Source organism: Streptomyces sp. NPDC059003, from assembly GCF_042740445.1.
Taxonomy (GTDB): Bacteria; Actinomycetota; Actinomycetes; order Streptomycetales; family Streptomycetaceae; genus Streptomyces.
The window spans coordinates 1-8,864 of sequence record NZ_JBHYJH010000263.1 but is presented as its reverse complement, the minus strand read 5'-3'; the positions used below and the strand labels follow the sequence as shown (position 1 = coordinate 8,864).

Below are 8,864 nucleotides of genomic sequence, written 5' to 3'. Positions count from 1 at the left end.
GGGCGACACTCGTCGCGGGCCCGGCCCTGCGTCTGCTCACCCACTTCGAGCAGTGTGTTCGCTCAGGGTGAACTGTCGCTCGATGCTCCCCACTTCACGTACGCGCCCTCGTCCTGCTCGACATGCTGCGGCGGTTGCGCCGCAGGGCCGAGCACGAAGACGTCCGGGGCGCCGTCGAGGACCCCGCCCGACGGATCGTCCTGCCCGGCCAGCCTGACCACGTCCCGCTCCGGCATGAGGATGTCGCGCACGACCACGCCGCACAGGTACAGCGTCCCCAGGAGGTGGACGACGATGGCCAGCTGGTAGCCCTCGGTCGGCAACCCCTTGTGGGCGTCTCCGCTCGTCGTGTACGCGAGGTACATCCAGATGCCCAGGAAGTACGCCACCTCGCACGCCTGCCAGACCAGGAAGTCCCGCCAGCGCGGCCGAGCGAGTGCGGCGAGGGGCACCAGCCACAGCACGTACTGCGGCGAGTAGACCTTGTTGGTGAGGATGAATGCGGCGACCACCAGGAAGGCGAGCTGGGCGAAGCGCGGGCGGCGCGGCGCGGTGAACACGAGGGCTGCGACCCCCAGGCAGGCGAGCACCATCAGCGCCATCGCCAGCTTGTTCACTGTGTCCGTGGTCAGGGGCTCGTCCATGCGCTGGGCGAGGATCAGCCAGAACGACCCGAAGTCGACGCCCCGCTCCCGGCTGAAGCTGTAGAACTTGGACCAGCCGTCCGGCGCGAGCAGTATCACCGGCAGGTTCACGGCCAGCCAGGCACCTGCCGTACCGATGAGCGCGACCCCGTACTCCCGCAGCTTGCCCGCCCGCCAGCACAGCATGAGCAGCGGGCCGAGGAGCAGGACCGGGTAGAGCTTGGCCGCCGTAGCGAGCCCGAGCAGCACCCCGAAAGCGAGCACGCGCCCACGTGACCACATCAGCATGGCGGCGGCGGTGAGAGCTACGGCGAACAGGTCCCAGTTGATCGTGGCCGTCAGCGCGAAGGCCGGTGCCAGGGCGACAAGCAGGGCGTCCCAGGGGCGACGGCGGTGGATGCGGGCCACGCAGACCGCGATGACGGCCGTGCAGACCATCAGCATCCCCGCATTGACCATCCAGTAGACCTTCTCCTGGTGCTGCATGCTGCCGCTGCCCGGAGTGAGCCAGCCGGCCACCTCCATGAAGAGGCCGGTGAGCACCGGATACTCCAGGTACTCCATGTCGCCGGGCAGCTTGTCGAAGTACGGCACGAGTCCGTCGGCGAAGCCGCGGCCCTGGTAGAGGTGCGGGATGTCGGAGTAGCACGCGTGCGTGTACTGCGAGCTCGCGCCGACGAACCAGGCGCCGTTGTAGCAGGGCGCCTTCTGCACCATGCCGAGCGCGAACATTCCGATGGCGACCAGTGCGATGACGCGTACGGGCGTCCACCAGGTCGCTGACAGCAGTGCTCTGCGGCCGACGGGGCCGCCGATCAGCTCACTGCCTGCCGCGGCGACCTCGTCCTGCCTCGTCGGCAGCACGGGCTGCGGCTCTTGCTCACTCGCGGACTGCTGCGCGCGCGTGGGGGGCGTCTTCTCTGCGCTGGGCATGGCGCACATCCTGCCGTACGCGACTGGGAACTCCCGTCGGACGTGCCTGAAGGGCCCTGCGGACGCCCCAGAGAGCCTCAGCAGCCCCACCAGAAGCATGTCGGCCTACGCGCCTGGGAACCCCGAGAACGGGCGAGGCCGCCGCACCGAGCTCGGTGCGGCGGCCTCGTTTCACGTGAAACATGCGCGGCTTTGCGTGGGCCGGGTGTGGTTTCACGTGAAACACGCCCGGGAGCCCCTGCCGGGGGCCGGCTAGCCGGTCGGTCCGGCGAAGATCCCTCCCCCATGACCGTTGCCATTGCCGCCGTTGCCGTTGCCGCCGTTGGCATCGCCTGTGGGCGGTGGTGACTCTTCGCCCGGATCGCCGTTGTTGCCGCCGTCCTCGTTGCCGCCGTTGTCGTTGCCACCGTCGTCTTCGCACCGCGGGTCCCCGTTGGCACAGGTCTCGGTGGGATCGGGTGTCTCCGACGGAGGGGGCGACGACGACTTGGTCTCGGAGGGAGTCGGCGACGGGGAGTCACTCGGCTCCGGCTCCTCGCTCGGCGTCGGGGAGGGCGCCACGGGCTCACCGACGACCGTGCCGATCGGCTCCGGCGCCGGGAACGGCTTGGCGGGCTGGTCCTTGAGCGCTTCCTCCATGTAGTCGCGCCAGATCTGCGCGGGGAACGAGGCGCCGTGGATCTTCTCCTCGCCGCCCGTGCCGAACATCTCCAGGAACTTGCGCTTCTTGTTGTTCTCGTCGTCGTCGAGCCGGTACATGCTGATCGCGGTCGACAGCTGCGGCGTGTAGCCGACGAACCAGGCCGACTTGTTGCCGTCGGTCGTTCCGGTCTTGCCCGCCACCTGGCGGCCGGGCAGCTTCGCCGAGGTACCGGTGCCCTTCTCGACGACGGTCCGCAGGACGTCGGTGACGTTGTTCGCGATGTTGGACTCGAAGGCCTGCTTCGTCTCGGACGGGTGCCTGTAGATCGTCTGGCCCTCCTTCTCGACCTCCTTGACCGAGAACGGATCGCGCTGCTGGCCGCTGGCCGCGAACGTGGCGTAGGCGCCCGCCATGCGGATCGCGCTGGGCGAGGAAGTACCGAGGGAGAAGGAGGGGTAGTTGGCGCTCGCCATCGACCCGTCGTCGCGCAGGCCCGCGTCTATGGCCGCCTGCTTCACCTTGTCGAGCCCGACGTCCATGCCGAGCTGCACATAGGCCGAGTTGACCGACTCCCGCATCGCCTCACGAAGGTCGATCTTGTAGGTCGGCGGGTTGTAGGACTGGTGGCCGTCGTTGGTCTGCAGCCACTCCTTGCCGTCCTTGTCCTGCCAGACCGTGTCGTTGTAGTTCTTGATCTTGAGCTTGTTCTTGCCGCTGTACAGGCTCTTCGGGTTGATGACCGTGCGCTCGGAGTCGCTCTGGACTTCCGGGCCGTCCTTGGCGCGGACGCCGTTCTTGAAGGCCGCCGCCAGCACGAAGGGCTTGTACGTGGAGCCGACCTGGGCACCTGTCGTGTCGGCGTTGTTGGTGAAGTGCTTCGTCGCGTCCTCACCGCCGTAGATGGCCTCGATCGCCCCGTTCTTCGGGTTCACCGAGGCGCCACCGAACTGGACGTGGGTGTCCTTGTCCGGGCGCTGCTCAGGCTTGATCTTGGCCTTGCGGACCTTCTCCACCGACTTCTCGAGCTCCCGGACCTTCGTCTTGTCGAAGGTCGTGTGGATCTCGTAGCCGCCCTGCTCCAGCTGCTGCTTGGTGATGTGGGCGTTGTTGATGACGTACGCGTTGGCCAGGGAGACGAGGTAGCCGATCTGTCCGCTCAGCTTGACGTTCGAGCGCGGGCTCTGGAGCTTCGGGAACTTGGTGTACTTGGCCCGGTCGGAGGCCTCCATGCGACCGTCCTTGACCTCTTCGTCAAGGATCCACTTCCAGCGCTTCTCGGCCCGCTCGCTGTTGGCCTTCTCGTTGGCCGCGGGGTCGATCTCGGGGTAGCCCGCCGGGTCGTAGTACGTGGCGCCCTTGAGCACGGTCGCGAGCAGCGCGCACTGGCTCGGGTTCAGCTCCTGCGCTTCCTTGCCGAAGTAGGCGCGCGCCGCCGCCTGGATGCCGTAGGCGTTGCGGCCGTAATAGGCGGTGTTGAGGTACCCCGCCATGATCTCTTCCTTGCTGACCGTCCGCCCGACCTTTATGGAGATGAAGAGTTCCTTGAACTTACGGGTGAACGTCTGCGACTGGTCGTCGAGGCGGGCGTTCTTCACGTACTGCTGCGTGATGGTCGAGCCGCCCTGGGTCTGACCGCCCTTCGCCATGTTGACGACGGCGCGGGCGATGCCCATCGGGTCGACGCCCTTGTCCTTGTTGAAGGTCTTGTTCTCCGCCGAGATGACGGCGTTCCGCATCGCCTCGGGGATGTCCTCGTACTTGATGATCTGACGGTTGGTCTCGCCGCCGGTGGCGACCATCTGCGAGCCGTCGGCCCAGTAGTAGACGTTGTTCTGCGCCTTGGCCGCGTCGGCGACGTTCGGCACCTCCACGAGGGCGTACGCGATGCCGGCTGCCGCCATCAGACCGCCGAAGAAGCCGACGAACAGACCGGTCACCAGGCGCCAGGACGGAATCCAGCGCCGAGCCCCGTGCCTGCCCGCGCGCGGGTAGTCGATGAAGCGCTTCTTGGGCGGCGGCCCATAGCCCCGCCCTCTGCCGCGCCCGCCGCCGTCCACCGCGGACCTGCGCCGACCGCCACCGCCCCCCACGGAGCCGTTACGGGCGGCGCGCCTGGCCTCGGCCCGCCCGCCGTAGGGGCGCTCCGCGCCCTCGGGAGCCCCGGCGGCGCCCCGCGGCGGCACGGACCCGTGCGACGACGGAGGCGGCGATCCGGGCGATCCAGTGGAGCCACGCGGTGCTGCGCGGCGCCCCGACGGCGCGCCGGGTGCGCCGCGCCTGGCCGCGGCGCGTCCGCCGCCCTGCGGCGGTTTGCGACGGTGCTCGCTCATCGAACGACTACTCCTCGGGCAGGCGCGGTGGTCCGCACCTGGAAACGGCAGCTGGTTTCCGGTCCCCCCGATGTACGGACGCGCCCGTTCCGGCACTGGTCCGCACTGCACCGGGGACGGCGACGCCACCTCGCGTCACTTGGTTCCCGGCGGTATGCATGGCGCACAGACTACGCACCGTCAAAACCCTCTTAGGGCCGAAGTTCACCCCAAATCAGGCAAGTTACTTCCTACGAATCGGTGATGTGACGCCGTTCACCGTTCCCCCTCTTGTCGCAGCAGGCACGTCGTTCTATCGTCGTGATGTATCGAGCCGATACATCAGCTCGACACAATGGGCCGTGACCGACAGACCGGGACAGACGGGAGGCGACGATGAGCAGGCGCTCCGGCATCCTCGAATTCGCCGTCCTCGGCCTGCTCCGCGAGTCCCCGATGCACGGCTACGAGCTGCGCAAACGGCTCAATACATCACTGGGTGTGTTCCGCGCCTTCAGCTACGGGTCGCTCTACCCGTGTCTTAAGACACTGGTGGCGAACGGCTGGTTGATCGAGGAGTCGGGCACCGCCGCCGCAGACGCCCTGGCAGCGCCCCTCGCAGGGCGTCGCGCCAAGATCGTCTATCGGCTCACGGCGGAAGGTAAGGAACACTTCGAGGAACTGCTCTCGCAGACCGGCCCCGATGCGTACGAGGACGAGCACTTCGCTGCCCGCTTCGCCTTCTTCGGGCAGACCTCGCGGGACGTGCGGATGCGGGTGCTCGAAGGCCGCCGCAGCCGCCTGGAGGAGCGCCTCGAGAAGATGCGCGCCTCCCTGGCCCGCACCCGGGAGCGCCTCGACGACTACACGCTTGAGCTGCAGCGGCACGGAATGGAGTCCGTGGAGCGCGAAGTGCGCTGGCTGAACGAGCTCATCGAGAGCGAGCGCGCGGGACGCGACCAGCAACGGTCCGGGCCCGAGGGCTCCGCTCAGCAGAACAGCACATCTGGGGAGTCGGGCGTCCTGCCCCGGCGGCGGGGGAGCAACCCGCCGCCGGATGCGTCCGACGACACCGCCAAGTGAGGCCCCGCACTCCGCAGGGCCTCATCCGGAATACCGAGATCACACAGGGAGCAACCGGAATGGGTTCGGTTCGCGTAGCCATCGTCGGCGTGGGCAACTGCGCCGCCTCGCTGGTCCAGGGCGTCGAGTTCTACAAGGACGCCGACCCGGACACCAAGGTCCCGGGCCTGATGCACGTCCAGTTCGGCGACTACCACGTCGGTGACGTCGAGTTCGTCGCCGCCTTCGACGTCGACGCGAAGAAGGTCGGCCTCGACCTCGCGGACGCCATCGGTGCCAGCGAGAACAACACCATCAAGATCTGCGACGTGCCGAACACCGGCGTCCAGGTCCAGCGCGGCCACACCCTCGACGGCCTCGGCAAGTACTACCGCGAGACGATCGAGGAGTCCGCCGAGGCCCCGGTCGACGTCGTCCAGGTCCTCAAGGACAAGCAGGTCGACGTCCTCGTCTGCTACCTGCCCGTGGGCTCCGAGGACGCGGCGAAGTTCTACGCCCAGTGCGCCATCGACGCCAAGGTCGCCTTCGTCAACGCTCTCCCGGTCTTCATCGCCGGCACCAAGGAGTGGGCGGACAAGTTCACCGAGGCGGGCGTGCCGATCGTCGGTGACGACATCAAGTCGCAGGTCGGCGCCACCATCACGCACCGCGTCATGGCGAAGCTGTTCGAGGACCGCGGTGTCCGTCTCGAGCGCACCATGCAGCTGAACGTCGGCGGCAACATGGACTTCAAGAACATGCTGGAGCGCGACCGCCTCGAGTCCAAGAAGATCTCGAAGACGCAGGCCGTCACCTCGCAGATCCCCGACCGCGAGCTGGGCGAGAAGAACGTCCACATCGGCCCGTCCGACTACGTGGCGTGGCTCGACGACCGCAAGTGGGCGTACGTCCGCCTCGAGGGCCGTGCCTTCGGTGAGGTCCCGCTGAACCTGGAGTACAAGCTCGAGGTCTGGGACTCCCCGAACTCCGCGGGTGTCATCATCGACGCCCTGCGCGCCGCGAAGATCGCCAAGGACCGCGGCATCGGCGGCCCGATCCTGTCGGCGTCCTCGTACTTCATGAAGTCCCCGCCGGTCCAGTACTTCGACGACGAGGCCTTCGCGAACGTCGAGAAGTTCATCAAGGGCGAGGTCGAGCGCTAAGCGGTTCCGCGCGCTCAGAGAACGCCGAGGGTCCCCGGGTCACCTGCACCCGGGGACCCTCCCCGTATGTGAGGCTGTGCCCCATGGCTGTCGTCGGTGACCTGCGCGTTCTGCTGCGCCTGCGGGACTTCCGGCGGCTGCTCGTCGTGCGGCTCCTCTCCCAGGGCGCGGACGGCGTCTACCAGGTCGCGCTCGCCACCTACGTCGTCTTCTCGCCGGAGAAGCAGACCTCACCCGGCGCAATCGCCTCCGCAATGGCGGTGCTGCTCCTTCCCTACTCGCTCGTCGGCCCCTTCGCTGGCGTCCTGCTCGACCGCTGGCGGCGCCGCCAGGTCCTCGTGTACGGCAATGTGCTGCGGGCGGCGCTCGCGTCCCTGACGGCCGTCCTGATGTTCAGTGACGCGCCGGACTGGCTCTTCTACGCCTCCGCGCTGTGCGTCACGGCCGTCAACCGCTTCGTCCTGGCCGGGCTCTCGGCGGCACTGCCGCGCGTCGTCGACGCGGACCGCCTGGTCATGGCCAACTCCCTGTCGCCGACCGCCGGAACGCTCGCCGCCACCGCGGGCGGCGGGCTGGCCTTCGTCGTCCGCATCGTGGCGGCGGACTCGGACGCCGCCGTGGTCCTGCTCGGGGCCGCGCTCTATCTGTGCTCGGCTCTCGCCTCCCTGGCCATGGCACGCGAACTGCTCGGACCTGACCGGGAGTTGGTGCAACCGCGCCTGGGTGCGGCGCTCGCGGGCACGGCACACGGCCTCCTCGCGGGCGTACGCCATCTCGCCGAGCGCCGCCCGGCCGCGCACGCGCTCGTGTCGATGACGCTGATGCGGTTCTGCTTCGGCGCGCTCACGGTCATGGTGCTGATGCTGTGCCGGTACGCGTGGTCGTCGGCCGAGTCCGAGGGGCTCGCGCTGCTCGGGATCGCCGTGGGGTTCTCCGGCGCCGGGTTCTTCGTCGCGGCCGTGGTGACTCCGTGGGCGGCGGAGCGCCTGGGGCCGCGCGGCTGGATGGTCGTCTGCGCGGGCTCCGCCGCGGTCCTGGAACCCGCACTCGGGCTGTCCTTCGCCCCGGTGCCGATACTGATCGCCGCCTTCGTGCTCGGCCTGACGACCCAGGGCGCGAAGATCGCCACGGACACGGTGGTGCAGTCGGCGGTGGACGACGGTTTCCGTGGCCGAATCTTCTCCATGTACGACGTGTTGTTCAATGTCGCCTTTGTCGGTGCGGCGGCTGTGGCGGCCCTGATGCTGCCCCCTGACGGCAAATCCATCCCGTTGGTTGCCTCGGTCGCATTGATCTACTTGGCGATTGCTGTGGCTATGGCCCGGTTTGACGAGCAGTAAGTGTCACATCAGTGCCACAGAGCCCTTCTCAGCTTCAATCCCCGCACAGGAGCCCGATAACTTACGGGCGTCGTTTCGCGCCATCGCGCTCCGTCCCATGCCTCGCGCTTTCCTCTAAGGGGATCTCCGTGTCCACTCCGCCGCCCCAGGGCCAGAACCCATTCGCTCAGGGCCAGCCGCCCGCCGGCCCGCCGCAGGGCGGCGCCCCGTACGGCCAGCAGCCTCCGGTCGGCCAGGTGCCGTACCCGCCGCAGCCGGGCGCCCCGCAGCAGGGTGTGCCCTACTACCAGGGCGGCCCGAACCCGGTGCCCCCGCGCAAGAGCAAGAAGAAGCTGATATTCGGCATCGTGGCCGTCGCGGCCGTCGCCGTGATCGCGGGTGGCGCGGTGTGGGCGGGCCAGGACGAGGCCTCCGCCGCCGAGGTCGGCGACTGCATGAGCATCGGCAACCCCGAGAGCAAGGACGACCCGGACCTGAAGATCGTGGGCTGCGGTGACTCGGACGCCAAGTACAAGGTCGCGAAGAAGATGGACAGCGGCACCTGCGACATCAGGAAGTACGCCACATACCGGGAGACCGGTGGCGGCGACGACTTCACGCTCTGCCTGAAGCCGCTCAAGCCATAAGGCTCAGCCAGAACACAGACGTGCGCGGCGGGGATGGTGGGGCGGTTTAACAAACCCCCGCACCACGCGCCGTTGTCGGGGTAGGTGTGGCAACTGCAAGCAACCACACACCGCCTCATCTACAGACAAAAAAACGACCACAAA

At 68.2% G+C, this 8,864-nt stretch carries 6 protein-coding genes; 4 read left to right on the top strand and 2 right to left on the bottom strand.

From position 1 onward, the window contains the following. Positions 1 to 62: 62 nt before the first annotated feature. Both ACFWZ5_RS42740 and ACFWZ5_RS42735 read right to left on the bottom strand, forming a co-directional pair. A complete protein-coding gene (locus ACFWZ5_RS42740) occupies positions 63 to 1,586 on the bottom strand; it encodes a glycosyltransferase family 87 protein (protein ID WP_384806919.1) in 1,524 nt (507 codons plus the stop codon). Between the two features lie 243 nt (positions 1,587 to 1,829). Further along, on the bottom strand, positions 1,830 to 4,550 hold the full coding sequence (locus ACFWZ5_RS42735) for a transglycosylase domain-containing protein (protein WP_384805382.1): 2,721 nt from the start codon (positions 4,548 to 4,550) through the stop codon (positions 1,830 to 1,832). Between the two features lie 375 nt (positions 4,551 to 4,925). Between ACFWZ5_RS42735 and ACFWZ5_RS42730 the strand changes: the two genes are divergently transcribed. From ACFWZ5_RS42730 to ACFWZ5_RS42715, 4 genes are all read left to right on the top strand, one after another. After that, positions 4,926 to 5,612: a helix-turn-helix transcriptional regulator gene (locus ACFWZ5_RS42730; RefSeq protein WP_384805384.1), complete on the top strand. Its 687-nt coding sequence runs from the start codon at positions 4,926 to 4,928 to the stop codon at positions 5,610 to 5,612. Positions 5,613 to 5,671: 59 nt separating this feature from the next. Further along, a complete protein-coding gene (locus ACFWZ5_RS42725) occupies positions 5,672 to 6,754 on the top strand; it encodes an inositol-3-phosphate synthase (protein WP_384805386.1) in 1,083 nt (360 codons plus the stop codon). Between the two features lie 83 nt (positions 6,755 to 6,837). Beyond that, the gene (locus tag ACFWZ5_RS42720; protein WP_384805388.1) at positions 6,838 to 8,094 is read left to right on the top strand and encodes an MFS transporter; all 1,257 of its coding nucleotides are present in this window, start codon (positions 6,838 to 6,840) and stop codon (positions 8,092 to 8,094) included. 128 nt (positions 8,095 to 8,222) lie between these two features. Continuing rightward, positions 8,223 to 8,720, top strand: a complete 498-nt coding sequence (locus ACFWZ5_RS42715; RefSeq protein ID WP_384805390.1) for a hypothetical protein — start codon at positions 8,223 to 8,225, stop codon at positions 8,718 to 8,720. Positions 8,721 to 8,864 lie beyond the last annotated feature (144 nt).